23 protein-coding genes are annotated in these 25,542 nt (G+C 30.2%); 8 read left to right on the top strand and 15 right to left on the bottom strand.

The window, feature by feature from the left end:
• Positions 1-6 precede the first annotated feature (6 nt).
• From EOV51_RS11430 to EOV51_RS11420, 3 genes are all read right to left on the bottom strand, one after another.
• Positions 7-393: a T9SS type A sorting domain-containing protein gene (locus EOV51_RS11430; protein WP_128152659.1), complete on the bottom strand. Its 387-nt coding sequence runs from the start codon at positions 391-393 to the stop codon at positions 7-9.
• Positions 394-419: 26 nt separating this feature from the next.
• Positions 420-1,382: a hypothetical protein gene (locus EOV51_RS11425; RefSeq protein ID WP_128152658.1), complete on the bottom strand. Its 963-nt coding sequence runs from the start codon at positions 1,380-1,382 to the stop codon at positions 420-422.
• Between the two features lie 68 nt (positions 1,383-1,450).
• Entirely contained in the window at positions 1,451-2,875 is a 1,425-nt protein-coding gene (locus EOV51_RS11420) for an amino acid permease (protein ID WP_228427784.1), read from the bottom strand.
• Between the two features lie 171 nt (positions 2,876-3,046).
• Here EOV51_RS11420 and EOV51_RS11415 point away from each other — a divergent pair, with 171 nt between their 5' ends.
• Positions 3,047-4,231, top strand: a complete 1,185-nt coding sequence (locus EOV51_RS11415; RefSeq protein WP_128152656.1) for an MFS transporter — start codon at positions 3,047-3,049, stop codon at positions 4,229-4,231.
• A 2-nt stretch (positions 4,232-4,233) separates the two neighbouring features.
• Here EOV51_RS11415 and EOV51_RS11410 read toward each other — a convergent pair whose 3' ends face one another.
• The 4 genes from EOV51_RS11410 to EOV51_RS11395 form a co-directional block, all read right to left on the bottom strand.
• The gene (locus tag EOV51_RS11410) at positions 4,234-5,091 is read right to left on the bottom strand and encodes a glycosyltransferase family 2 protein (protein ID WP_128152655.1); all 858 of its coding nucleotides are present in this window, start codon (positions 5,089-5,091) and stop codon (positions 4,234-4,236) included.
• Positions 5,092-5,706: a recombination mediator RecR gene (recR, locus tag EOV51_RS11405; RefSeq protein ID WP_128152654.1), complete on the bottom strand. Its 615-nt coding sequence runs from the start codon at positions 5,704-5,706 to the stop codon at positions 5,092-5,094.
• A 29-nt stretch (positions 5,707-5,735) separates the two neighbouring features.
• A complete protein-coding gene (trxB, locus tag EOV51_RS11400) occupies positions 5,736-6,689 on the bottom strand; it encodes a thioredoxin-disulfide reductase (protein WP_128152653.1) in 954 nt (317 codons plus the stop codon).
• A gap of 150 nt (positions 6,690-6,839) precedes the next feature.
• Positions 6,840-8,069 carry a hypothetical protein gene (locus EOV51_RS11395; RefSeq protein WP_128152652.1) on the bottom strand — a complete coding sequence of 410 codons (1,230 nt, stop codon included), beginning with the start codon at positions 8,067-8,069 and terminating at the stop codon, positions 6,840-6,842.
• 88 nt (positions 8,070-8,157) lie between these two features.
• Here EOV51_RS11395 and EOV51_RS11390 point away from each other — a divergent pair, with 88 nt between their 5' ends.
• The gene (locus EOV51_RS11390; RefSeq protein ID WP_128152651.1) at positions 8,158-9,099 is read left to right on the top strand and encodes an HAD family hydrolase; all 942 of its coding nucleotides are present in this window, start codon (positions 8,158-8,160) and stop codon (positions 9,097-9,099) included.
• Between the two features lie 14 nt (positions 9,100-9,113).
• Here the strand turns inward: EOV51_RS11390 and EOV51_RS11385 are convergent, their stop codons facing one another.
• A complete protein-coding gene (locus EOV51_RS11385) occupies positions 9,114-10,307 on the bottom strand; it encodes an aminotransferase class I/II-fold pyridoxal phosphate-dependent enzyme (protein WP_128152650.1) in 1,194 nt (397 codons plus the stop codon).
• Positions 10,308-10,476: 169 nt separating this feature from the next.
• Here EOV51_RS11385 and EOV51_RS11380 point away from each other — a divergent pair, with 169 nt between their 5' ends.
• The gene (locus tag EOV51_RS11380) at positions 10,477-11,379 is read left to right on the top strand and encodes a TIGR01777 family oxidoreductase (RefSeq protein WP_128152649.1); all 903 of its coding nucleotides are present in this window, start codon (positions 10,477-10,479) and stop codon (positions 11,377-11,379) included.
• A gap of 496 nt (positions 11,380-11,875) precedes the next feature.
• On the opposite strand, the gene EOV51_RS11375 is transcribed toward EOV51_RS11380, so the two are convergent.
• From EOV51_RS11375 to EOV51_RS11360, 4 genes are all read right to left on the bottom strand, one after another.
• Complete coding sequence (locus tag EOV51_RS11375) at positions 11,876-12,631, bottom strand: hypothetical protein (RefSeq protein ID WP_128152648.1); 756 nt, start codon at positions 12,629-12,631, stop codon at positions 11,876-11,878.
• 294 nt (positions 12,632-12,925) lie between these two features.
• Entirely contained in the window at positions 12,926-14,212 is a 1,287-nt protein-coding gene (locus EOV51_RS11370; protein WP_128152647.1) for an adenylosuccinate synthase, read from the bottom strand.
• 200 nt (positions 14,213-14,412) lie between these two features.
• Entirely contained in the window at positions 14,413-15,246 is an 834-nt protein-coding gene (locus EOV51_RS11365; RefSeq protein ID WP_128152646.1) for a DUF4846 domain-containing protein, read from the bottom strand.
• Between the two features lie 132 nt (positions 15,247-15,378).
• Positions 15,379-16,842: an aminoacyl-histidine dipeptidase gene (locus tag EOV51_RS11360; protein ID WP_128152645.1), complete on the bottom strand. Its 1,464-nt coding sequence runs from the start codon at positions 16,840-16,842 to the stop codon at positions 15,379-15,381.
• 375 nt (positions 16,843-17,217) lie between these two features.
• Between EOV51_RS11360 and EOV51_RS11355 the strand changes: the two genes are divergently transcribed.
• The gene (locus EOV51_RS11355) at positions 17,218-18,582 is read left to right on the top strand and encodes an MFS transporter (protein WP_181951000.1); all 1,365 of its coding nucleotides are present in this window, start codon (positions 17,218-17,220) and stop codon (positions 18,580-18,582) included.
• 47 nt (positions 18,583-18,629) lie between these two features.
• Positions 18,630-19,097, top strand: a complete 468-nt coding sequence (locus EOV51_RS11350) for a GyrI-like domain-containing protein (RefSeq protein WP_128152643.1) — start codon at positions 18,630-18,632, stop codon at positions 19,095-19,097.
• Positions 19,098-19,111: 14 nt separating this feature from the next.
• Here EOV51_RS11350 and EOV51_RS11345 read toward each other — a convergent pair whose 3' ends face one another.
• Complete coding sequence (locus EOV51_RS11345) at positions 19,112-19,978, bottom strand: BadF/BadG/BcrA/BcrD ATPase family protein (protein ID WP_128152642.1); 867 nt, start codon at positions 19,976-19,978, stop codon at positions 19,112-19,114.
• A gap of 171 nt (positions 19,979-20,149) precedes the next feature.
• Between EOV51_RS11345 and EOV51_RS11340 the strand changes: the two genes are divergently transcribed.
• The 3 genes from EOV51_RS11340 to EOV51_RS11330 all read left to right on the top strand — a co-directional run bounded on the left by EOV51_RS11340 (position 20,150) and on the right by EOV51_RS11330 (position 22,684).
• Positions 20,150-21,451 carry an aminopeptidase P family protein gene (locus EOV51_RS11340; protein ID WP_128152641.1) on the top strand — a complete coding sequence of 434 codons (1,302 nt, stop codon included), beginning with the start codon at positions 20,150-20,152 and terminating at the stop codon, positions 21,449-21,451.
• A 34-nt stretch (positions 21,452-21,485) separates the two neighbouring features.
• Positions 21,486-22,358, top strand: coding sequence for a cupin-like domain-containing protein (locus EOV51_RS11335; protein WP_128152640.1), 873 nt, complete (start codon positions 21,486-21,488; stop codon positions 22,356-22,358).
• An 83-nt stretch (positions 22,359-22,441) separates the two neighbouring features.
• Positions 22,442-22,684: a hypothetical protein gene (locus EOV51_RS11330; RefSeq protein ID WP_128152639.1), complete on the top strand. Its 243-nt coding sequence runs from the start codon at positions 22,442-22,444 to the stop codon at positions 22,682-22,684.
• Between the two features lie 72 nt (positions 22,685-22,756).
• Here the strand turns inward: EOV51_RS11330 and EOV51_RS11325 are convergent, their stop codons facing one another.
• Entirely contained in the window at positions 22,757-23,959 is a 1,203-nt protein-coding gene (locus tag EOV51_RS11325) for an acetate/propionate family kinase (RefSeq protein WP_128152638.1), read from the bottom strand.
• Positions 23,960-24,168: 209 nt separating this feature from the next.
• Positions 24,169-25,482, bottom strand: coding sequence for an adenosylhomocysteinase (ahcY, locus tag EOV51_RS11320; protein WP_128152637.1), 1,314 nt, complete (start codon positions 25,480-25,482; stop codon positions 24,169-24,171).
• Between the last annotated feature and the right edge of the window lie 60 nt (positions 25,483-25,542).

The raw sequence follows: 25,542 nt of genomic DNA, 5'->3' as shown, positions 1-25,542 counted from the left end.
CCTTGGCTATTGAACTATTAACTTCAAATTCTGAGGTCTTTCAAAATTATCACCTGTAATTTGAACTATATATACTCCTGATTCAAGCTCTGAAATTTCCATTTCAGATTTATTATTCACTTTTTTTATCAACTTACCTTCTTGGTTATATAAAAATATTTTTTTTATTTTATCAGGATTTGTACACAGGATGCTAAATCTGGAAGTTGCTGGATTGGGCGAAATTTGGTAGTCTGTTTTCTTATGAGTAGTTTCATCAACAGCCAGCAATGGATTGATTATATTCATGGTTAACAAAGCCCAACCTGCATCTCCGATATAACAAGGAGGACTGGGGTATAAACCGTTGTATTCTCTGAGAAGCAAATTAAGTTGCCTATTGGCTTTATTCAAATTTTCATTTTTAGAAAATATATAACCTACAAAAGCATTAAAATATTGATTTTTTTTTCGGAGTGCCAGTCTGGAAATTTATGTTCAACCATTTTTCTTGAGTATTCTGAGCGCAAATCACTGAATTGATCCACTTCAAATAACTGTGGCCATAGCGTAGGTACTATTCCTCCCTTATTTCCATACCAAATATCGGGATTCGAATTTATATTCAGTTCCCATTTATATAAATCTGTTGTATAATCATATGATAAATTTTGAATTGCAACCTTACAATTTTCAGCTTTATTTTGATAATATTCTGCTAAAACCTGGTCATTATAAATTTCATTTTCTATTTTAGATAAATACAAAAAACCTTTATAAACTTCACAATTGTCCATCGTATAATAAGCAGAATAATCTTTTTTGGCAATAGTCAAATTATTTTCTTTCAAAAGATTATTTATAACATAGTGTGCAGAAAGTTCTAATTTCTTTTTAACATCAACAGTAAAAAGTGTTAAGTCTTTGGAATGTTTATAATACTCATAAGTAACAACCCAGAAAAGTGCTAAGGCACTGTCTTCGGCATCTATATCATTGCAGAAATATTTTAAATTTTTATTGATACAAGCAGTACCTTCTCCTGAAAGGGTATAATAATGATTTAAGATATTACCTCTAGAATCTAAATGCTTGATAAACCAATCTATCCATAGTTTCACAAAATTAAACTTATCAGAATGTTTACTATTTAAAATACCTAAACAAGCAATATGGCTGAAATAAGGATAAACAGAAAAATACGCATTCCCTGATAGGGAATCTTCTATTACCGGATAGTCACTTGTTTTTATCGCACCATACGAAGTTAATTCACGATTAGTATATTGCTGACGAAAAATATACCCGGCTAACCTATCTCTATCCTCCTCTGTAAAGTTTTGACTATATGCTGAATTATGGATTTGAAAGACAAGTAAACAAATTATAAAATACTTTTCCATAAACTATTGATTAAACAAAATTGTTTATCTCAAATATAATTGTTTAGGTAAAACTATTTCATTAAAATTTACTTTTTATTGACCATAAAATAACTAATATACAATATTATAACCCAGACAGGTATTAATTCCACGGATAATTCCATGCCTGTCATCCACATAATCGGTAAAATAGCTGCAAGAAAAATCAAACAGATATAATTTCCTACAGGATACCAGAAAGCTGGAAATTTAGTTTGAACTATCCCCTGTTTTATTTTATTTTTTTTGAAGTATAAATGGGTTAGGCTTATCATTATCCAATTAATAATCAGTGCAGAAACAACTAAAGACATAAGATAACTAAGAGCTTTTTCCGGAATTAATTTATTAATAACAACACAGATTGCAGCAAATACTGCCGACACTAGTATTGCCATAATAGGAACATGGTTTTTGTTTAAACGAATTAAAAACTTAGGTGCGTTGCCTTGTACTGCAAGGCCATAAAGCATCCGACTATTACTATAAACACTACTATTATATACGGATAAAGCTGCTGTTAACACTACTAAATTCAAGACATTTGCAACAATACTGGTGAAATAAAAAGTGGTACCTAATATAGTGAACTGAAACCCTTTTAGTGAGCTGAATATAGTTACAAAAGGACTGCTCCCCGGGGTTATATCTTGCCAGGGAGATAAGGAAAACAAAATAATTAAAGCTCCAACATAAAAAATTAAAATTCTATAGATTACCTGATTAGTTGCTTTCGGAATGGTTTTTTCAGGATTTTCAGCTTCTGCAGCAGTAATGCCTATAAGCTCTAATCCGCCAAAAGAGAACATAATAAAAGCCATAGCTGCTAATAAGCCCTGATATTTACCTTCTGCATCTAATGAAAATATTCCTTTTGGAAAAAAACCACCGTCATTCCATAAATTAGAAATTCTGGCTTGTGGACCTGCACTTCCGCTTATTAAAAGATACGCTCCAAATGCAATCATCGCTACAATGGCAAATACTTTTATAATTGAAAACCAGAATTCAGCTTCTCCGTAAATTTTAACATTCGCAAGATTCAATAAATTAATAACAACAAAGAAAAAAAGACTGGATAACCACAAAGGTATTTCAGGCCACCAAAACTGTACATAAACACCTATAGCAGTTAATTCTGACATGCTGACCAATATATAGAGTATCCAGTAATTCCATCCGGAAGCAAAACCGGCAAAATTACCCCAGTATTTATATGCAAAATGGCTAAAACTACCCGATACAGGTTCTTCAACGACCATTTCCCCTAATTGTCTCATAATCATAAATGCTATAAAACCTGCAATGGAATAACCTATAATAACAGAAGGACCAGCCAAAACAGCTGCCGGACCTATTCCTAAAAATAATCCTGTACCTATGGCTCCACCCAAGGCAATTAACTGAATATGACGATTAGAAAGGCCTCTTTTTAATCCTTTTTGTTCTTTAGACTCTTTATTTTTCAAGATCTTTGTTATTTTAAATTGACAGCTTCGCAAATATAACTGAAATGAGCTTAAATAAAAAAGAAAACCGTTCATATTATCCTGTTTAATATATTTTTATTTAAATCTTTAGAATCAAAACATTTCTGTTTAAATTTGCAACTTGTTTTAAACAATTTACCTGATATATTACTCATGTACAAAGAATTTTCTCTTTCTGAAAAAAAACGGATTCGTTCCGGAGTTTTTGCTTTTTATTTTGCACAAGGAATATGTTTTGCCAGCTGGGCAAGCAGGATACCAGATATTAAAAATTACATGAACATGGATGATGCTTCATGGGGAAATATTCTTTTAATGCTTCCTATCGGGCAAATTTTAGGTATGGCTCTTTCGGGATTTCTTATTTCTAAATTAGGAAGTAGAAAGGTCTTATTAATTGCCCTGCCTTGTTATAGTTTATGTCTAATAGCTATCGGATTGTCTCCTAGCCCTTTATTACTAGTAACCAGCCTTATTTTATTTGGTTTTTTTGGTAATTTTTGCAATATATCAGTAAATACGCAAGGAATTATAGTTGAAAATATTTATAATAAATCCATTATGTCTTCTTTTCACGGAGGTTGGAGCGTAGCCGGTTTTGTAGGATCTTTATTTGGTTTATTACTTGTTAATCTGGGGCTTGAACCTTATCAGCATTTTATACTGATTCTTTTTATCGTAGTTATATTTATGGTTATAAATTATAAATATTTACAGCCTGACATGAAACCCCGAGAGGTTAAAATTTCTGTAGATTCTCCGGTTGAAAAAAAGAAAAATAAACCGGAAAATTTTTTATTTTTCCTGGGTATAACAGCTTTCTGTGGAATGGCTTCAGAAGGAGCCATGTTTGATTGGAGTAGTATTTACTTTGAAAAAATAGTTAAAGCACCTGAAAATATAGCTCCTTTAGGTTTTGCTGCTTTCATGGTTATGATGGCTTCTGGTAGATTTTTCGCTGATGCTGCCACCCGTAAATGGGGAAGGTTAAGAATTGTACAAATTTCCGGAATCTTAATTTCCTTCGGGTTATTTTTAGCTGTAATATTTCCTCACATTATCGTCACTACTATTGCTTTTATGATTATAGGATTAGGGGTTTCAAGTATCATCCCTGTAATATACAGTCTGGCCGGACAAAAAACTAAAATTCCTACAGGCATGGCACTTACTATTGTTTCCAGTATAGGATTTATCGGTTTTTTATTAGGCCCTCCTATCATTGGTTATATTTCTCATGCAAGTAATTTAAGATACTCTTATGCTTTAATAGGAATATTTGGAATTTGTATTTTTGTATTATCATCCAAATTAAAAATATTTAAAGAAAAAAATTAAATTTATTTCTTTTTTAATTTATCAAGAGTTAGTGCAAGATAATATCTGACATTTAAACCCGTAAGAAGTAGTATATAAAGATAATAAGGTCTTGAATAATATTTTTTGATAAATATTTTCATGGCTCCAAAAAATCTTTGATAATATTGTTTATTTTTGACTGTTGATTTTCCTTTGTAATGTACAACTGTAGATTTCCCATAGTAGTAATTTTGATATCCTAATCTTAAAATTGTATAGCTAAGATCAATATCTTCTCCATACATAAAATAGGATTCATCAAATCCTCCCGCTTCTTCATAAACTTTTCCGGAAACCCAAAAAAAAGCTCCTGTAAGAATTTCAATTTTCCCGATTTCATATTCACTTATACTAACATTGTAATATCCTTTAGACTGTATATTTTTGGAAAAAAATTTCAAGTACGAAAAAAGCTTACTGAATGTATTACTAGGGTTAGGTATGTTTCTCTTAGATTCTAAGCGATAATTTCCATGTTCATCAGTCATACGAACACCTATAGCTCCCAAATTCTGTTGGTTTTGTGAAAAAACATATAGTTCTTCAAGTGCTGTTTGTGATACTATGACATCGGGATTAATAAAAAGTATATATTTTCCTGAAGACTTTTTAAAAGCTATGTTGTTAGCTTTTGAAAAACCTAAATTTTCAGAATTTTGAATCCATGTAATTTGAGGAAAATCTAAAATTATAAATTCATAACTCCCGTCAGACGAATCATTATCTATTACTATAATTTCAACATTTAAATTTCTAGAAGCATCATTAACACTTTCCAAACAACTTTTTAAATAAAATTTCGAGTTATAATTAACTATAATAACAGAAAGTTGTATCATTTATTTTAGCCCCTGCTGATAAGGAATCCTGTTTTGTATGGACCGTATTAATGTTAATTCATCTGTATATTCAAGTTCATCGCCAACCCCGATTCCCCTAGCTATTGTCGTGAATTTTGCGCTCGTTTCTCCAAGCATTTTATATAAATAAAACATCGTAGTATCCCCTTCAATAGTTGCGCTTAATGCAAATATAATTTCCTGAGTATTTTCTTCTTTTACACGAGTAACTAATGGTGTAATACATAAATCCGATGCACTAATACCTTCCATGGGAGATATTCTTCCTCCCAAAACATGATATTTACCACTAAATTGTTGGGTACTTTCAATAGCCATAACATCTCTAACATCTTCTACTACGCAAATAATATTTCCATCACGGTATGGATTTGCACAAATAGAACAGATTTCAGTATCAGATAAATTATTACATTCTTTGCAATGTTTTATATCATGTACTAAATGCCCCAATGCCTGTATAAGATTATCAGTCTGAATTTCTGGTACATCTAGAAGGTGTAAAGCTAAACGTAAAGCCGTTCGTTTTCCTATACCCGGAAGCTGTGAAATTTCTTCCACAGCTTTTTCTAAAATTTTACTGGAAAAATTCATTTCCTGAATTATTTTTCACCAACAACTTTTTAATGTCCTATGGATGTTAAATATTTTTCTGCATCCAAAGCTGCCATACAACCTGAACCCGCAGCAGTAATTGCTTGCCTGTAACGTTTGTCTGCAACATCTCCGGCAGCAAAAACTCCAGCTATATTTGTTTCTGTAGTAAAAGGTTTTACTGTAAGATATCCGGTTTCATCCATATCTAATTTTCCTTTAAATATATCTGTATTAGGTGAGTGTCCAATAGCGATAAACAGACCGTCAACGTCAAGAATTTTTTCTTCTTGGGTTAGATTATCAATGACTACAGCCTGAGAAACCAAATTATTTTCGCCTTTAAGATTAGTTACTTCGTGATTATACATCAATACTATGTTGGAGGTAGCTTCTACTCTTTCTTGCATTATTTTAGAGGCTTTGAGATAATCTTTACGAACAACCATATAAACAGTTTTGCATATCTTAGCCAGATAGGTAGCCTCTTCAGCAGCCGTATCTCCTCCACCTACAACAACAACGTTTCTACCTCTGTAAAAAAAGCCATCGCAAGTAGCGCATGCTGATACTCCTCCTCCACGATATGTATCTTCAAATTCTTTTCCCAAATACTTTGCACTTGCACCGGTAGAAATAATAATCGTATGTGTCTGGTATTCATTACCGGAAGAAGTTTTTATTGTGTGAAATTCTTTTGAATTACTACCAAAAACAACTTCTGTGACTTTGTCTACGATAACTTTTGTACCAAATTTTTCCGCCTGATTTTGTAATTGTATCATCATTTCGGGACCGGTTATTCCTTCAGGATAACCCGGAAAGTTTTCAACTTCAGTAGTAGTAGTTAACTGCCCACCCAGTTCCATTCCTGAAATTAAAACAGGGTTCATTTCTGCACGTGCGGCATAAATTGCAGCAGTAAATCCCGCAGGACCAGAACCGATAATAACAGTTTGTAAAATATTTATATTTTCTGACATTATTTATGTATTAATGAATACTGCTAAATTACAAAATTAATAATTGAGTTGTCTTGTTGTAATATTTAATTTTCAGATACTGTTATTATCAATATCTTTCAACAGACTATTTAATTTTTATTTTTTTTATAACCATTTTAATTTCAGTTATTAAGGAAATAAAAAAGGTTTCTTTTTTTTAATTTTATAATAGGAACTTAAAAAATAGATTAATTCTTTTCTTGATTCTCTTATACATTCATTTATCATATCATAATCTGTTGGAAAAGCTACTGGTGTTTTTTTTATCAGATCTAATTCCCTACGATTAAGAGCTCTCTCATCACCTTCAAATTCAGCAAATACAGATTCAAAAATAAATTTAGAAGTTATAGATGATTCACGTCTAACATATCCATATAAATCATAAATTTCAATATTTCCATTTGGATCATAAACTTCAATAGTTGCATCTAATTTAGCATCTTTTGTCCTTTTAAATTCAGTAACTGTAGCTCTTACTATAACATGCTTATCTACTTTTTTAGTATTCCCTAAAGAATCTTTTATAACATTACCCCTTCCATCTTTTTCATATTCCCAGCCATCAACAATATCTTTATCAAAGTTTTTTGATTTTTTTGTAAAATCATCTTTTCCAATATATAAACGATTCAAAACTACCCTTATCTCATGATCCATATTATAAGGTTTACTGGTAGAAATACGCATCCAGAAACTATTTACTTCATTATTTAAGTTATATAAAAGATTATCTTTAAAGTTTTCAGGCAGTGGATGACCTGTTTGATTTACCGCAGTTACATACATCCTTTCAATGCCATTTTTGTAAGCCTCTTCTAATTTAATATTTACATCTCTGTAATTATAATCTACTTCCTGTACTTCTTTTAGTAGATTATATGCTGATCTGGCATTACTTTTTTTCTTAGTTGTCAAATATTTAAGCGCAGACGTATAGTAGTCGTTTAAAAAATCTTCTTTTGCTTGTTCAAGTTCTAATGAATAGTTTTTTACTGAAAATTTTAATTCTTTATTGTTTTTATATAAAGGTAAATAAGGTTTAATAAGGTTTTCTCTATCATATAAAGTCTTGACCAAATAATATATATCTTTATAATTTGGATCTGATTTTGTTCTCATATTTTGTAAACGGAATTCATCTTGTCTATTTGCTAACATATATGAATTTTGTAATAACTCTAATTGTTTGACTTTTTTTCTCTGACTTGAATTTTTAGAAAAAAGTTTTATAGAGGTTTCAAAGGCTTCTGCATAATTACCTTTAACCATTTTATTGCTTGCAGATTTATATGCACTGCAATTGTATAGTATTGATAGCAATAATGAAAAAATGGAAAATTGAGTTAATTTTTTCATAGTAAATGTTTTTAAAATTTTCATAGTAATATGTTAGTTTTGTTGCTTAGGTTGTAACTTTACAGTCAAACTTAATGTAAATTTAGTTATGAATAAATTAAATATAACGCTTTTTTTATACTTATTATTATTAATACCTTGCAATTCGTCATCTCAAGCGTTTAGAAAAATCAATGGTTTTTCTAAAGCTGTTAACGAACGTTTAGAAATTTTCCTGAATTCTACAATTACAAAAACTGATCGAAAAGTTGCTGTTTTTGATTGTGATGGAACCCTTTTGGGTCAAGCTCCTTTTTATCTTTCCGAAGAAGCTATTTACAGCTATGCTAAAGCCAATTTTTATAAAAAGGAAGATGAACTTTCCAAAGTAAAAATGAATTATGTTTACGAGCTATTGCATCCTAAAGAAGAATACGATTATTTACAAAACAGTCTGAATTTTCTGGCAGGTTTATCACCTAAAGAAATAGAGCAGATAGGACTACATACATATCATGAAAAATTTCATGGAAAATTTTATCCTGAAATGAAACAACTTTTAGAAAATTTAAAAGAATATGGATTTGAAATCTGGATAATTACTGCTTCAACTGAAGTTTTATATCAAGGATTTATTAATCAGGAATTAGGAATTCCAAAAGAAAGGATAATTGGAATGAAATCTGTTATAACTGCTGATAATATTGTTTCCAATCAACTAATGATACCATACCCTCAAGACAACGGTAAAGCAGAAGCCATTAATACCTATATTAAAACTCAGCCGTTATTAGTTGCAGGTAATAGCCGTGGTGACATGGAAATGATGAATTTGGCTTCAAAAATAAAAATTATAGTTAATCCAGATAACACATATATTGAAAATGGAAAACATTTAGGAGCTATGAAAGGTTATACTGTTAAAGAGTATTGGAATCAAGATCCTGATTGCTTAGAAGTATATTGTAATGATGTTAACGATCATAAAATTTCTTATGCAAGTGAAGAATTTGGTATTACACCGAACCAGGAACATAAAAAAAATAAATAATTTTTTGTTAACTTTTAAATAATTCCTAATTCATTTCCGGTTTCTTTAATAGCATTAATAGCCTTGTCCAGATTATCAAGAGAATGTGCAGATGAAATTTTAAGTCTTACCCTGGCTTTTCCTGTAGGTACTACCGGGTAAAAAAAACTTGTACTCCATACTCCCCTGTTAAAAAGATTATCAGCAAAATCCTGAGCTAGCTTTGCGTCATATAACATTACTGGAATAATAGATGATTCACTTTCCAAAGTATCAAAACCTAAATCTGTAATTTTTTTTCTAAAGTACTTGATATTATTTGATAGATTAATCGTGAGATCTTGATTTTGAATTAAGATATTAATAATTTTATCTTGAGCGTCTATTACTGGAAAGGAAAAACTATTTAACGTTTTTTGTGATTTATAACGATGTTTTATCTGGTCAATAATATCTTTCTTTCCGGATACAAAATGTCCCAGATTTTTACCTGAAATATTCCCCAAAGATGATACAATCAAATCTGCTTGATTTTTAATTTGATAGTACTCATAAGATCCTCTTCCAGTTGTACCTAAAACTCCCGTTGCATGTGAATCATTCAGCAAAATTACAGCTCCGGATTTTTCTGCCACATAACATATATTCTTTAAATCAGCAATAGTTCCATCTAAACTAAAAACTCCATCTGTTACTATAAAAATGTTTTTATAATCAGATAGTTTAGCTTTTTTTAACTGATGATTTAAATCATTTATATCATTATTTTTATAGGAAAAAAAAATTGAATTTCCTGATTTAATACAATCAATTAAAGTATAATGACATTGTTCATCATAAAAAATTATATCCTTTTCAGTAAATAAAGAATCAAATATCCCCCCATAAGCATCCTGAAATGTAGTGAATAATAAAGTACTTTCCTGATTAAGAAATTTAGATATTTTTATTTCAAGTTGTTTAGTTAATGATCTTATTTCATTCATAAAAGGTGTTGTTGATAATCCATACCTTTTAGCAGAATAAAAAGTATCAAAAGTATCACTGGATTGATAAGTATAATCTAGCCCCAGATAATTAGAAGAACAAAAATTTAAAATTGTTTTTCCATTAATGATATTTTCAAAACTTTTAGAGGAACAAACATTTTTTTCTTTTTGGAATGTTTTCTTTTTATTAATCAATTCTAATTCTGAAGCTGAATAAGACTGGTTATCTTCTGAATACATATAACAACGTTTTTCTAAGGTTTCTCTAACAAATATAATAATATTCTAACAACGATTTTATTAATTAATATTATATTAACACTGGTCTTTAAAACAGGGTTATTGGATTCTTTAATTTATTCATAATTAATGAGTACATTTGTAATTAAGTGACTTAACACTAGATAACATGAAAAAAACAATACTTATTACCGGAGCAAATGGAGGGGTTGCTCAACATTTATCTTCTCTACTTAAAGAAAATTATAATCTTCGTTATTTAACACGTAACAAAAAAAAAGAAAACGAATTTGAATGGGATCTTGTCAATAAAAAATTAGATATCCGGGCATTGCAAGGGGTTAATAATATCATACATTTAGCCGGTGCAGGTATCGCAGATAAACGATGGTCTCAGGAACGAAAAAAAGTTATACTATCTAGCCGAATTGAGTCAGCTCAATTATTATTAGAATCTTTAAAAAAACATTCTTTGCATATTGATTCTTTCATTTCTGCGTCTGCTGTGGGTTACTACGGAATGAAAACATCTGATAAAATATATAATGAAATGGATAAGCCCGGTGATGATTTTTTAAGTGATGTGTGTATACAATGGGAACAGGCGGCTGATAACTTTCTTTTAGAAAATGTTGCGGATAGAGTAGCTAAAGTTCGTTTGGGTGTTGTATTGTCAGATAGTCCCAAGGGGGTTATGGAAATAATAAAAAAAACTATAAAATATTATGTAGGAGCTAATTTGGGCTCTGGTAAGCAATATATGCCTTGGATTCATATTGATGATTTATGCAATATTTTTAAAGAAGCGGTAATAAATACTGAAATTTCAGGCACATATAATGCAGTTGCTCCTGAACCAACTACAAACAAAGGATTTACTCATTTATTGGCAGATATGATGGACAAACCTTTAATTATGCCTAATATACCTGGGTTTTTAATAAAATTAGCATTGGGTGAATCTGCTGGGATGATTTTAGAAGGTAGCAGGGTGTCATGCGATAAGTTATTGCAAAGTGGTTATAAGTTTAAATATCCTCAGCTCAGAGAGGCTTTGCAATCTTTATTATAAAGTTAAATTCTTTAGAAATGTTTTAGAATGTATACACAGTAAAATATTTATTTAAAAATAAATACGTACTCTAAAAACTATTTAATTTAAATCAGATACTAAATAAATTTAATATATATTAAGAAAAATAATTTTGAAAATAAAATTTTTATTGTAAAAAAACACTAATATAACTATAAAAACACTATAATATTACGCTTAAAGCAATAGTTATTATTCATTAAATTTACAAATTATCCTTTATTCTAATATATTTATTAAAATTTACACTAAATTATTAATAACGCTATGTTTTATGTATTAAAGTTAAGTATTTGTAACAGTGATAAATTATTATTCATTTTATTATTTTAGATAAAATAAAATTACTATTTTTGAGCAGGTATAAAATTATAGACAGATTATGCTAGTCCAAAAAAAACCAATCTTATAGTATACTATACAAGATTGGTTTTTTATTTAAATATTTTGTTTTAACAATTCTTCTTTTAAATTCCTACATTTTATTTTTAGGATACTGTATGTAAAAATTAGAGGCAGTCTTTAAAATATATTCTTCATTAGATGCTGTATCATCAATATAAGATTCTTCCACAGGCTTATCATCATTACCATATAAATCTTTGTAAATATTTGCCCGGATATAATGAAAGTACCTGCCGTCTTTGACAATTAAAGAAAGTGCAGTTAATATATCTTTATCTTTAGAATCCTTATATTTATAAAAATCAATAAGAAAAGGAATAGCTTCAATTGCTTTTACTTTAACTAAAGCTTTTTTGTAATTCAAGCCTATAAATTTATCCTTTAAACATGATTCTTTAATAAGCGCTATAACTTCTTTTTTATTACTTGTTAGAAAGGAGATTTGTCTGTCGCTCCATTTTTTATTAGATTTAAAATCGGGCAAATAACCAAATATTATATTTTCTTCATCAGAAATTGCAGGAATATTCAAGTTATTTTTGCTAACGGATTCAGGATATAGCATGGTATAAGTAAACTTTTCTTTTACAGAAAGTTTTTCAAAATCTTTGTCTGATAATTTAGGAATATCATTTTTAGTATCCTGATTGAGTGATTCTGAAGATTGTTTAAGTTTAGATATCAGCTTTTCAACTTTAGATAAAGCATAGGATGGAACAGCTTCTTTTAAACGGGAATCTTGATATTTTGTTATATTAATATCTTCCTGAGCACTTGCAAAATTGACAGCCCATAAAATACAAAAGAGTAAAATTGTTTTTTTCATAATTAGATTAACTTCATAAAATTTGTATACTTATGCATAAAAATAAAAAAAGAAATAATAATAAACATTCAAATTGTGAAAAATATTCTTTTTTATATAAATAAAGTTATAAATTAAACTTTATTTTAAAACAAATATATAACAATATCTAATCCAATATATATTTTAAAATAAATTAAGAGATAGTCATTAAGAAACTTTAAATCTTATAATAAAAATTTATACTTATTTTAAGATACAAACAGGGATCCATGGTTAAACATAAATCCCTGTAGATATACTAAATTATGTATTTTAAAAAATATTTGTCCTGATTATATTTTGAGAACGTTCCGGACCAACGGATACTAAGTATACATCAATACCCAAATAATCTTCAATAAAATGCAGATACTCCTGAGCGACCTGAGGCAATTCTTCGAAAGTTTTCACATTTGAAATATCTTCTTTCCAACCCGGTAATTCTTTATATACAGCCTGGTAACCTTCCAACTTCTCTGTTGTTGCAGGAAATGAATCTATAAGTTTACCCTCAGAAGTTTCATAAGCAGTGCAAACTTTAATGGTTTCAAAACCGCTTAAAACATCTAATTTTGTAATTACCAAATGAGTTATTCCGTTGATCATACAAGAGTATCGTAAAGCGACCAAATCCAGCCAACCGCAACGTCTTGGCCTTCCTGTAGAAGCACCAAACTCATGTCCTATCGTTCTTATATGCTCACCTGTTTCATCTTCAAGCTCGGTAGGAAAAGGTCCGTTTCCTACACGTGTGCAATATGCTTTTGATACCCCGATAAGATTTTGAAGGCTTGTGGGAGGAACTCCTGCTCCTACAGATACTCCTCCGGTAGTTGGTGAAGATGAAGTAACATAAGGATATGTTCCGAAATCAACATCCAGCATTAAGGCCTGTGCTCCTTCAAAAAGTATATTACTATCTTGTTGAATGGCATAATTTAATTCAAATTCACTTTCAATTATACGGTTTTTTAATCTCTGACCGTATTCGTAGTACTTTTGAAAAATGTCATCAAAATATAACGGTTCTTTATTGAAAAGCTTTTCGAATAAAGCATTTTTAACCAATAAATTTTCCTCAATTTTAGCTTTAAGAATTTCAGGATTTAATAAATCAATGGCTCGAATTCCCACCCGGGCCACCTTATCCTCATAACAAGGCCCAATGCCTCGTTTAGTTGTTCCTATCTGACTTTTACCGGCAAACTCTTCCCTGTAAGTATCAAGCAGAATATGGTATGGCATGATAATGTGTGCACGACTGCTAATGTAAACATGATCGGTTGCTAATCCTCTTTTTTCAATCTGATCGATTTCATTAAAAAATGCTTCCGGATTAACAACAACTCCATTTCCTATAATACATTTACCTTTGCACTGAAGAACTCCGGACGGAAGAAGATGCAGTACAAATTTATCTTCGCCTACATATACTGTATGACCGGCATTATTTCCTCCTTGATATCGTACTACATAGTCAGATTTTTCCGCTAAAACATCTGTTATTTTTCCTTTTCCTTCGTCGCCCCATTGCAAGCCGACAACAACATACGTTGACATATTTTTTGTTAAATTTTAGTTATTAAATAGTTTCAGGAAAGAAACACAGAGTAGATTCTTTCCTTACAAAATTAAAAGAATTATTGAAATAAATTCATTTTTCATAATAAAAATCAATTGTTTTTTATCAACAAAAAATTCTTTACTTGTTAAAAACTTTCATCTTTTCAAAATTATCTCAAAGAGCATACTCGATTATTTTAAAACTCTTTTAAATCTCTTATCGTGAATTTCCATTCCGGTGTCTTTACTATTTCGTCATCTAAATTTAATTCATACCAAGGCGATAAATCCAAATTATTTAAATTTTTAACTATATGTATACTTTGTGCAGGCATGTAGCTTTGTGCCAGCATATAAACTTTTTTATTGTTTTTAGGATTAACTGCCATATCTACGATAATCATAGCATGTCCCGGTGATCCACCTTTTATAAATACATCTCCTATTTTCATATCTCCGTATCTTTTTATTTTCATTTCTGAAGATAATGAATATGTACCTGCGTAAATATATGTATAAAATAAATATTTTTTAAAATTTGAATAGCTATAATCCGGATTCTCTTTCCTTACCCATTTAAATTGATTTCTTACAAATTGTACTCTGAAACCCTCTGCCCATTTCTTAAATTCTATATTAAAATCTTTATTAAAACTAAAATGAATGTCAGAAAATCTTTTTTCACCATATAAGTATTCTGCACGTAATCTTATGACAGCATCAGCACATTGTTGTAAATTCTGGTCACCAATATCTATATTTAAAATCGCTGCATGTATATTTTTAGGTTTTAATCTGCCATCGTAATAATATACTTTTGCTGTGTCGGGCAATAATGGAAAATTACGTAAATAATGTTCAAACGAATTATCCTGTACTAAAGTTCTTACATATCCTGAAGGTACTTCAAAGCGACTCTGTATTGTATTTCCTTTGGCTATTACAAATGATTTTTCATTTTTAAAATTAATAAAGTTAATGCTATCATTGCTCTTGGAAACTTTATTTCTTGAACATCCAGTTAATAACATAAAAAAAAGCAAAAGGACAAAAAATACTTGATTTACCATGTATAACATTTATTTGTAAAACGATTATAAAAAAGATATAGTATATAAAATAATAAAGCCTGATTACTTAATCAGGCTTTATATTTATAAATTTTAATGTCTTGCCGGTATATTTTTTAAAATTTCAAGTAAATAGATCCAGTATTTCTGAACTGATGAAATGCTGACTTTTTCTTTAGGAGAATGAGCTCCTTTAATCGTAGGACCAAAAGATATCATCTCCATTTCAGGGTATTTTTCACCAATAATTCCACATTCCAGTCCTGCATGACAAGCCATAACCATTGGTTTTTCTAAATTTTGATCTTGATATATTTTTATTGCAGTTTTAAGAATTTCTGAGTCAGGATTAGGTTTCCATCCAGGATATGAACCTGAAAATTCAACATTCATTCCTGCAAGATTCAAAACAGATTTTAAGGAATCAGCTAGCCATAATTTACTACTTTCTACGGAAGATCGGGTTAAACACAAAATTTTAGCTTTTCCATCGATAAGTTCAACTCTGGCTATATTATTAGATGCTTCAACCAAATCTGCTATTTCAGGACTCATTCTAAAAACACCATTATGCAATGCTGTCAGAGCTGAAACAAATGTAAAAGTATCCTCCTTAGTTAACGTTTGATTTTGTGAATCCTCCCAGCTTAATAAAATTTCTAAATTTTCTTCAATATTTTTGAATTCCTCTACTATATCTTTTCTTAACCGATCAAAAATACTTTCGATGGTATTCTTTTTTTCATTAGATATCACAAACTTAACTGTTGCTTCGCGAGGGATTGCATTTCTTAATCCTCCCCCATCGAAAGATTCAACTTTAATACCTGAATCAAGAAATGCATAAAGAAAACGGCTGACCAATTTGTTAGAATTTCCTAATCCCTTGTGAATATCCATTCCAGAATGGCCTCCGTGCAAACCTATAATTTTTAATTTTGCACTAATTTCATGAGAGTTAGCGGTTTCAAGCGGGTACGTTTTGAAAGCTGAAACATCGATTCCTCCAGCACAGCCTATGTCAATTTCATCGTCTTCTTCAGTATCTAAATTTAAAAGTATATCACCTGATAAAAAACCTTCCTCCAGTCCAAAGGCTCCAGTCATTCCTGTTTCTTCATCAATGGTGAAGAGTGCTTCTATATCGGGATGTTCAATATTATCTGATGCAAGAATGGCCATTATTGAAGCCACTCCAATCCCATTATCTGCGCCTAAAGTAGTTCCTACTGCACTCACCCAGTCTCCTTCAATCTGCATTTTTATACCCTCTGAGTCGAAATCAAAATTTACATCATTATTTTTTTGGCAAACCATGTCGAGATGAGACTGCAAAACCACCTTTTTTTTAGTTTCTAAGCCTGAAGTTGCAGGTTTTTTTATTAAAATATTTCCTACTCTATCTTCTAAAGTCTCTAAATTTAAAGAATTACCAAAATTTTTAATAAATTCACGTACTTTTTCTTCTTTTTTTGATGGTCTCGGAACTGCATTCAAATCAGAAAAAAAATTCCATAACTTGTGTGGCTCTAATGACCTTATTTCTTGATTTATCATATTATTTTCTAAAATTTACAATTTGTATTTTTCAAAGTTCGTAATTTTTCATTTAAACTTAAAATTATTAAAATTGATTCTTTACTCATTAATACCAATCTTACTTATCTTGAACTTTCGTTAATTTAAATCCATCATTAAAATGCTTTTTTTTATTTAATAACTTAATAACTCTAATTTATTCCTGAATTTTGTTTTAAAATGACACACAGCTGGTTTTAAACTAAATATGTTACATATAAAATAATTTTTAGCTAATAATCAGAAAAAATAGAAATTAAAATAAATAAAAATATATTAGTTTATCAACCATTTTTCCTTTAATTTGAAATAATTTTCACATATATACGTTATAAACATATTAAAAATAATACTGTGAGTTTTAAAAAAAATGATCCTAAAATAATAAAAGGCTGGGTATTTTACGATTGGGCCAATTCTGTATATTCACTCGTAATTACATCAACAATATTTCCTATTTTTTATTCAAGTCTTACAACCGACACATATAAGAAAATATACAACTCATATCAGGATGTCTGGTTTGATGAGCCCATTCAATCAAAAATCGAAATTTTAGGCCATTTTTTTGCTCCTGATGCATTATTTAGTTATTCTTTAACTATTTCTTTTATTCTTGTTGTTTTATCTACTCCTGTTTTATCTTCCATAGCGGATGTAACAGGTACTAAGAAAAAATTTCTGAAATTTTTCTGTTATTTAGGCTCGTTTTCCTGCATGGCTCTTTTCTTTTTTACGGATAAATCAAGAATAATCTATGGATTATTTCTTAATGTTACGGCAAGTATTGGCTTTTGGGGAAGTTTAGTCTTCTATAATTCGTATCTTCCTGATATAGCAACTGAAGATGAACAGGATAGAGTTTCAGCAAAAGGTTATATAATGGGGTATGCAGGTGCAATGATATTATTGATTCTTTGCCTTGTTCTTATTGAAAAAGTAGCTAATGTTGAAAATAAAGGATTTTATACCCGCTTAAGTTTCATTTTAACTGGAATCTGGTGGTTAGGATTCGGACAATATACTTTTTCTGTTTTGCCTGACAATCCTAAACAATCAGGAGTTAGAAAAAGAAGCCTTATACTAAGCAGTTTTTCTAATCTTAAAAAAATACAAACTGAATTATTCGAAATAAGAAACTTGAAATACTTTTTATTTAGTTTTTTCTTCTACTCTATCGGAATTCAAACTATTTTTTTAATGGCTGCTTTATTCGGAGCCAATGAAATTAACCTCAATAGTTTTAAACTAATCATCTCTATACTTCTCACACAATTAATTGCTATAATCGGAGCTTATCTTTGTTCGGCTTTATCTAAAAAAGTTGGTAATAAAATGGTGCTGATTATTTGCATCTGTATTTGGATAGGTATTTGTATTGCCGGTTTCTTACTTGATAAAACCAATCCCAATATTGAATATTATTTTTATGCCGTAGCCGGAATGGTAGGTCTGGTTATGGGAGGTATTCAGTCTATATCCCGCTCTACGTATAGTAAAATGCTTCCAGAAAAAGATCAGCATATTACAACAACTTATTTTAGTTTTTATGATGTAATTGAAAAATTTGCTATAATTGTAGGTTCATTTATTTACGGACTTTTAATAGATTTAACTGGAAACATGCGTTATTCGATTCTTGCTATGTCAGTGACATTTATTATAGGTTTGTTTTTCATGTTTTTTGTTAGATTTAAAAATACAAATACAATTAATTAATAATGTAACCGATTATTATAAACTTAAAAGCAAATATTTTAGATTCAATGAAAAATTTAGAAACTATCCAGGAATTTTCAATCATTGGAATTTCTGTAAGAACAAATAATACTGATAATAATGCATCTGTAGATCTTGGTGTATTATGGGAAAGATTTTATCTTGAAAATATAAGAAATCAAATCACTAATCGTATTTCTGAAGATATATATTGTGTGTATACCGATTATGCTTCTGATTATAAAGGAGAATATACGGCAATTATTGGTTATAAAGTAGATTCTATTGATTTTATTCCTGATGGGATGACGAGTTGTTCTATTTCACAAGGAAATTTTCTAAAATATAATCTGAAAGGTAACATTGCATCTGTTGCAAGCGTATGGCAAAAAATATGGGCAGAAGATTCTGTACTGAATAGAGAATATAGTGCTGATTTTGATGTATATAAGAGCATATCCACAGATATAGATCATATTGATATGGATGTCTTTGTCGCTGTATCTTTACGCTAGTTGACTTTATTTATTTATTTTCTTAAATTAGGAAGAATATAAATTAAATGATATTTTACCAAATTATCAATGGGTTTTTTCACAATTTCTCCAACGGAAACGTGATATTCTGAAGCAACCGTTTTAATGATATCTTCATAGTAATGGGCTATGGAACCGATAAAATTTATCTCTACCGATTTTGCTTCAGCAAAAATAAGAACCTGATTTTCAAAAAAAGCTTTAAATGATTCATAAACAAGATTTAAAATAAAAGGTTCTCTTTTATGCTCTGCTATAAATCGATTAAAAGTAGCTATATAGGAATTAGCCTTAGGTTTTTGATATACATTTTCTAAAACATCTTCAATTGATAAATTATATCTTTCTTTAAAAGCCAAAGATAAATATTTGGGCATTTTATCTGTAAAAAATGAATGCAACAACTTTTTTCCTAAATAAACACCACTTCCTTCATCGCCCAGAATCCATCCCAGCGAAGGAGTTTCTTTTTTTAAATTTGATCCGTCAAAATAGCAAACATTAGAACCTGTTCCTAAAATGCATATAAGTGCAGGTTTTCCAAAATATGCAGATAGAGCTGCTCCTTTTAGATCATGATCAACCTTAATTTGTGCATTTACGAAAATTTCATTTAATGGTCTTTTAATGATATTATTTAACGCGTCTGAAGAACAACCGGCTCCATAAAAAAAAACAAACTTAATTTGTGAAGAAAGTTCCATCAGCTCCTTCATATTTATAAGTGCATTTCTTACTATTTCTGAATTTACAAAACGTGGGTGAAGTCCTTCAGATTCCATTTTTTTAATCTCTTTACCATCAAAACTTACAACTACCCAGTCGCATTTTGTTGAACCTCCGTCTGCAATTAATATCATTTATAAAATTTTAATATGCTAAGTTAAGTTTTTAATCATAAAAATTGGAAAACCTTTATACTAAATATAATTATCTTCATATTTATAAGTTTTTAATACTTAACTTATTAATTTATGTATAATTTAAAAGTTAATTCTGTAAATTTGATATTCTAAAATTTATATAAATATATGACAACAAAATATGCTCCTATAGACAAAAATTTGTTTATCAAAAACAGACAAAAATTTGTTCAGAAAATGGCACCGAAATCCATAGCATTTTTTAACAGCAATGATATTTATCCTATCAGTGCAGACAGTACTTTACCTTTTCAACAGCACCGCGACATATTTTATCTTTCTGGGATAGATCAGGAAGAATCAATATTGGTTATCTGCCCCTATGCATATCTGGAAGAACATAGAGAAATGTTGTTTGTAAGAGAAACAAACGAACATATAGCCGTTTGGGAAGGTGAGAAATATTCTAAAGAGCAGGCGTATAATGTTTCGGGTATAAAAAACGTATATTGGTTACAGGACTTCAATAAAATCATTGAAACGGTAATTCCACAAATGGATAATATTTATATAAATATAAATGAACATTATCGTGCTGAAAAAGTTGTTGAAACCCGAGAAGACAGATTTATAAAAAATTTGCAGAAAAAATACAGGGCTCATAATTATCTGAGAAGTAACCCTATTCTTCAGCATTTACGCTCAATAAAAGAACCTGAAGAAATTGAACTGATTCAAAAAGCTTGTAATATTACTGAAAAAGGATTTCGAAGAATTTTACCATTTGTTAAACCTGGTGTATGGGAATATGAAATTGAAGCTGAATTACTTCATGAATTTATGACCAATAGATCGAAAGGATGGGCTTATACACCAATTATTGCATCTGGAAAAAATAGCAACGTTTTACATTATATTCAAAATAATAAAGATTGTAAGGATGGTGAACTGATACTTTTGGATGTTGGTGCTGAATATGCAAATTATTCTTCGGATATGACCAGAACTATTCCTGTAAACGGAATCTATTCGGATAGACAAAAAGAAGTTTATCAAGCTGTAATGAATGTAAAAAATGAATCTACCAAGTTATTAATTACCGGGAATAACTGGTATAGTTATCATATTGAGGTTGGGAAAATTATGACAGAAGAATTATTAAAGCTTGGATTGTTGACCAGAGAAGATATAAAAAATGAGGATCCAAAATGGCCGGCATATAAAAAATATTTTATGCATGGTAATTCACATCATATGGGACTGGATACTCATGATTACGGAATACTTACTGAAACCTTTGTACCCAATATGGTTTTTACTGTAGAACCTGGAATTTATATTCCGGAAGAAGGTTTTGGAATAAGAATTGAAGATGATGTCGTTATCCAATCTAATGGAGAACCTTATAACTTGATGAGAAATATACCTATTGAAATTGAAGAAATTGAAGATTTAATGAACTCTAAATAAAACTATTAAACCAACCTTAAAAAACTATTATTAAATGTTTAAATACAGAGAAATTGAAAGAGTAAAAACTATATCAAAACAGGATTTTTATCAAAAATATTACAAAACTCAGACTCCGGTTGTAGTTGAAAAACTAACAGAGGAATGGCCGGCCTATAAAAAATGGAGTTTTGATTATATTAAGCAGGTTGCAGGTGATAAAATTGTTCCTTTATATAATAATGATCCTGTAAGTGCTGATAAAAAAGTAAATGAGCCTGATGCCCGAATGAAAATGTCTGATTATGTTGATATGCTTCTAAAAGGACCAACGGATCTGCGTATTTTTTTATTTAATCTTATTAAGCAGGTTCCTGATATGCAAAAAGACTTTTTCTTTCCTGACCTAGGGCTGAAATTACCAATAAAAGATTTACCTATGCTTTTTTTCGGTGGTCAGGGCTCCAATGTTTTTATGCATTTTGACATTGATTTGGCTAATATTTTACATTTTCATTTTGATGGTGAGAAACAATGTATTCTCATGTCTCCTAATGATACAAAATTTATGTATAAAATTCCCTATGCTACTATATGTAGGGAAGATATAGATTTTGATCATCCGGATTTTGAAAAATGGCCGGGACTAAAACACGTAACCCCTTACCGTGCAAGATTAAGTCACGGAGAAATGCTTTATATGCCGGAAGGCTGGTGGCATTATATGCAATATCTTACCCCTGGGTTTTCTATGAGTTTACGTTCTTTAGCATTAAAACCTGCTAATTTCACCAACGCAGTTTTAAATATTTTCGTTAAAAGAATTTATGATAATTATATGCGAAAGCAAAAAGGCCAAAAATGGATTGATTATAAAAATGAACTAGCTATTGTTAACACTAATAAAGTTTTAGCTTCCATTCACTAAGAGCTATTTTTTTGTATATTCAAAATAATTTTTGACAAACTAAAATTAATTATTACATTTGGAAAAATAATATTTATAAAAATATGACAACATTACTTTACATCGGTGTATGGCCTTTCGCTAAATTTGTAGGTTTTTTATTATTTTTAACTATTGCATTAGCTGGTTTCTGGTGTCTGACATTTCTTATTAGCATATTACCTTATTGGCTGACATACGGAATTGCAGAAAATGCCGGAAAAGTGAATGCTGATGTTAAACCTGAAGATGTTAAAAGGAAAACATTGCCTCAACAAGAAGGTATCGAGGTTGTTTATACAAAATAAGTTTTCAATTTACTATAAATAAAAAAAACTCCTGAATTTCAGGAGTTTTTTTTATTTATAGTAATATCTGTCTTAAGATATAAATTTTAGAGCTTCATTAGCTATTTCCAGCTCTTCATTTGTCGGAATAACTAAAATTTTGATTTTTGAATCATTGGTTTGAACTTCTACCACATCATCCGGAGAGTTTAAATTTTTATTTTTATCTTCGTCAAGTTTAATACCAAAGAAATCCAAATCCCTACAGATAAGCGAGCGTAAATTGAAGTCGTTTTCGCCAATTCCTGCAGTAAAGACAATTGCATCTGCTCCGTTTAATGCTGCAAGATAAGAACCTATATATTTTTTAACACGATAAGCATATAGATCCAGACATAATACTGAGTCAGGATCGCCATTATAATAAGCAACTTCTACGTCTCTCGCATCACTCTTTCCGGTCATTCCTAACATTCCTGAATTTTTATTTAACAAAGTGTCCAGATCTTCAAATTTAACGCCACATTCCCGAACCATATAAAATAAAACTGAGGGATCTATATCTCCGCTTCTGGTGCCCATAACCAAGCCGCTTAATGGCGTAAATCCCATTGATGTATCAATGCTATGTCCATGTTCATCTACTGCAGTAATACTTGAACCATTGCCTAAATGAACTGTTATTACTTTTGCATTATTATTTTTAAGATAGCTTGCTGCCTGAGCTCTAACGTATTTATGACTGGTTCCGTGTGCACCGTAGGCACGAATCTTGTGATCAGTATAAAAATTAGCAGGTATAGCATATCTATATGCTTTAGGTGGCATAGTTTGATGAAAAGCTGTATCAAACACTGCTACTTGCGGGGTATCAGGAAAAAATTGCTGAGATACTTCTATCCCTAATAAATTTGCTGGGTTATGAAGTGGAGCCAAAGGACTCATTGCTTTAATTTCATTTTTAACCTCATCCGAAATTAAGGTAGGTATACTAAATTCTCCTCCCTGAACTACCCTGTGACCTACAGCTTTAATTTCGGAAGGATCATTAATTACTCCGATTTCTTTATCTGTTAATAATTCGACAATTAATTTCATACCTTCAACATGGGTCGGAAATTCCTGCTTTATTACTTTTTTTTCAAGAACATTGTCTTTCAAAAATCTATGAGTAATGGTTCCACCGGTAGTTCCTATACGTTCAACTAATCCTTTCGATATCACAACAGAGGAATTCATTTCCAGCAATTGATATTTGATGGAAGAGCTTCCTGCATTTATAACTAATATTAACATATTGTAGATTTGATTTATTATTGCAAAAATAGTCTTTTTAATTGGATTTATTTTAGGACTATACAGATAATATAGCTTATTGTTTAAAACTTTATAACGATTACTTAATTATAAAAAATCACTTCAATTAATAAAATATTATTCTTTAAATCATTAAAAAACAAAATCCGGAAGTAAATTCCGGATTTTTTTATTATTGAAACGCTAAATTAATATCTGTATTCATCAGATTTAAACGGTCCTTCAACAGTTACTCCAATATAATCTGCCTGTTTGGTTGACAGAGTATCCAATTCTACACCAATCTTAGCTAAGTGTAAACGAGCCACTTTTTCATCCAGATGTTTTGGCAAAGTATAAACTTTATTTTCATATTTTTCTGAATGTAACCACAGCTCTATTTGTGCTAAAGTTTGATTACAAAAAGAATTGCTCATAACAAAGCTTGGATGTCCAGTTGCACAGCCTAAATTTACCAGTCTGCCTTCTGCTAAAACAATAACGTCTTTTCCTTTTAAAGTATATTTATCCACCTGTGGTTTAATAGTTACTTTTGTATTCCCATAGTTTGTATTTAACCATGCCATATCAATTTCATTATCAAAATGTCCAATATTACAAACTATAGTTTTATCTTTCATCATTTCGAAATGTTTTCCCTGAATGATGTCACAATTTCCTGTACATGTTATAACTATATCTGCCCGAGAAATAACATTATCCATTTTTCTTACTTCAAATCCATCCATAGCAGCCTGTAAAGCACATATAGGATCTATTTCTGTAACAATTACTCTTGCTCCCGCACCACGGAAAGAAGCCGCAGAACCTTTTCCTACATCACCATAGCCTGCAACCACTACAACTTTTCCTGCAAGCATAATATCTGTAGCTCTTCTGACAGCGTCTACTGCTGATTCTTTACATCCGTATTTATTATCGAATTTAGACTTTGTAACAGAGTCATTTACATTGATTGCAGGAATAAGTAACGTTCCGTTTTTTACTCTGTCATGCAACCTATGTACTCCGGTTGTAGTTTCTTCGGAAAGACCTTTAATACCTTTGACAAGTTCTGGATATTTATCCAAAACCATATTAGTTAAATCTCCACCGTCATCTAATATCATATTTAAAGGCTTTCTTTCTTCACCGAAAAATAAAGTTTGTTCTATACACCAGTCAAATTCTTCATCATTCATACCTTTCCAAGCATAAACTGGTGTTCCGGCTGCTGCTATAGCCGCTGCTGCATGGTCTTGAGTTGAGAATATATTACAAGAGCTCCAGGTTACTTCAGCTCCTAATGCCTGTAAAGTTTCAATTAGAACTGCCGTTTGGATAGTCATATGCAAACATCCCGCAATTCTAGCTCCTTTTAATGGCTGTTCGTCTTTATATTCTTCACGTAAAGCCATTAATCCCGGCATTTCCGCTTCTGCTAATTCAATCTCCATTCTTCCCCAATCTGATAAAGACAAATCTTTAACTTTGTATGGAATATATTCTGTTTTTGTACTCATATCTACTTTATAAATTTTTAAATTATTCTTTTTAATTAAGAAATATAACTGTTAAATTTT

Source organism: Apibacter raozihei, assembly GCF_004014855.1.
GTDB classification, from domain to species: domain Bacteria; phylum Bacteroidota; class Bacteroidia; order Flavobacteriales; family Weeksellaceae; genus Apibacter; species Apibacter raozihei.
The sequence above is the reverse complement of the archived record's forward strand: the minus strand, read 5'-3'. Positions and strand labels throughout refer to the sequence as shown.

What these genes read in the sequence shown, in the direction of transcription:
- EOV51_RS11375 (WP_128152648.1), bottom strand. Translation starts at nt 12,631, where the DNA reads ATGAAAAAAACAATTTTACTCTTTTGTATTTTATGGGCTGTCAATTTT.
- EOV51_RS11390 (WP_128152651.1), top strand. Translation starts at nt 8,158, where the DNA reads ATGAATAAATTAAATATAACGCTTTTTTTATACTTATTATTATTAATA.
- EOV51_RS11380 (WP_128152649.1), top strand. Translation starts at nt 10,477, where the DNA reads ATGAAAAAAACAATACTTATTACCGGAGCAAATGGAGGGGTTGCTCAA.
- EOV51_RS11385 (WP_128152650.1), bottom strand. Translation starts at nt 10,307, where the DNA reads ATGTATTCAGAAGATAACCAGTCTTATTCAGCTTCAGAATTAGAATTG.
- EOV51_RS11360 (WP_128152645.1), bottom strand. Translation starts at nt 16,842, where the DNA reads ATGATAAATCAAGAAATAAGGTCATTAGAGCCACACAAGTTATGGAAT.
- EOV51_RS11425 (WP_128152658.1), bottom strand. Translation starts at nt 1,382, where the DNA reads ATGGAAAAGTATTTTATAATTTGTTTACTTGTCTTTCAAATCCATAAT.
- EOV51_RS11325 (WP_128152638.1), bottom strand. Translation starts at nt 23,959, where the DNA reads ATGTTAATATTAGTTATAAATGCAGGAAGCTCTTCCATCAAATATCAA.
- recR (WP_128152654.1), bottom strand. Translation starts at nt 5,706, where the DNA reads ATGAATTTTTCCAGTAAAATTTTAGAAAAAGCTGTGGAAGAAATTTCA.
- EOV51_RS11415 (WP_128152656.1), top strand. Translation starts at nt 3,047, where the DNA reads ATGTACAAAGAATTTTCTCTTTCTGAAAAAAAACGGATTCGTTCCGGA.
- EOV51_RS11335 (WP_128152640.1), top strand. Translation starts at nt 21,486, where the DNA reads ATGTTTAAATACAGAGAAATTGAAAGAGTAAAAACTATATCAAAACAG.
- trxB (WP_128152653.1), bottom strand. Translation starts at nt 6,689, where the DNA reads ATGTCAGAAAATATAAATATTTTACAAACTGTTATTATCGGTTCTGGT.
- EOV51_RS11330 (WP_128152639.1), top strand. Translation starts at nt 22,442, where the DNA reads ATGACAACATTACTTTACATCGGTGTATGGCCTTTCGCTAAATTTGTA.
- EOV51_RS11345 (WP_128152642.1), bottom strand. Translation starts at nt 19,978, where the DNA reads ATGATATTAATTGCAGACGGAGGTTCAACAAAATGCGACTGGGTAGTT.
- EOV51_RS11340 (WP_128152641.1), top strand. Translation starts at nt 20,150, where the DNA reads ATGACAACAAAATATGCTCCTATAGACAAAAATTTGTTTATCAAAAAC.
- ahcY (WP_128152637.1), bottom strand. Translation starts at nt 25,482, where the DNA reads ATGAGTACAAAAACAGAATATATTCCATACAAAGTTAAAGATTTGTCT.
- EOV51_RS11395 (WP_128152652.1), bottom strand. Translation starts at nt 8,069, where the DNA reads ATGAAAAAATTAACTCAATTTTCCATTTTTTCATTATTGCTATCAATA.
- EOV51_RS11365 (WP_128152646.1), bottom strand. Translation starts at nt 15,246, where the DNA reads ATGTTATTAACTGGATGTTCAAGAAATAAAGTTTCCAAGAGCAATGAT.
- EOV51_RS11370 (WP_128152647.1), bottom strand. Translation starts at nt 14,212, where the DNA reads ATGTCAACGTATGTTGTTGTCGGCTTGCAATGGGGCGACGAAGGAAAA.
- EOV51_RS11410 (WP_128152655.1), bottom strand. Translation starts at nt 5,091, where the DNA reads ATGATACAACTTTCTGTTATTATAGTTAATTATAACTCGAAATTTTAT.
- EOV51_RS11350 (WP_128152643.1), top strand. Translation starts at nt 18,630, where the DNA reads ATGAAAAATTTAGAAACTATCCAGGAATTTTCAATCATTGGAATTTCT.